The organism is Rhizobium ecuadorense (assembly GCF_001187535.1).
GTDB classification, from domain to species: domain Bacteria; phylum Pseudomonadota; class Alphaproteobacteria; order Rhizobiales; family Rhizobiaceae; genus Rhizobium; species Rhizobium ecuadorense.
The window spans coordinates 1-268 of sequence record NZ_LFIO01001079.1 but is presented as its reverse complement, the minus strand read 5'-3'; the positions used below and the strand labels follow the sequence as shown (position 1 = coordinate 268).

General features: G+C 61.9%; 1 pseudogene. It reads left to right on the top strand.

Features of this window, described 5'->3' with window-relative positions:
- Positions 1 to 268: pseudogene (locus tag AF337_RS21995) on the top strand (molybdopterin-dependent oxidoreductase); the annotation flags it as partial.

The window sequence follows — 268 nt, the reverse complement described above, 5'->3', positions numbered from 1 at the left end:
CATCTGTGGCATCGGCGTCGACACCATCAAGACCCTCGCGCTTTCCATGGCGCGCGCCAGGACGTTGATCACCGTCAGCCATTCCTTGCAGCGTGCCGACCATGGCGAGCAGCCGGTCTGGATGGGCATCGTGCTCGCCGCAATGCTTGGGCAGATTGGGCTTGATGGCGGCGGCTATTCCTATTCCCTTGGTGCGTTGGGCAACATCGGCAAACACCAGCTCGCCGTCCCACTGCCGACGCTCAGCCAATTCAAGAATGCCGTGTCG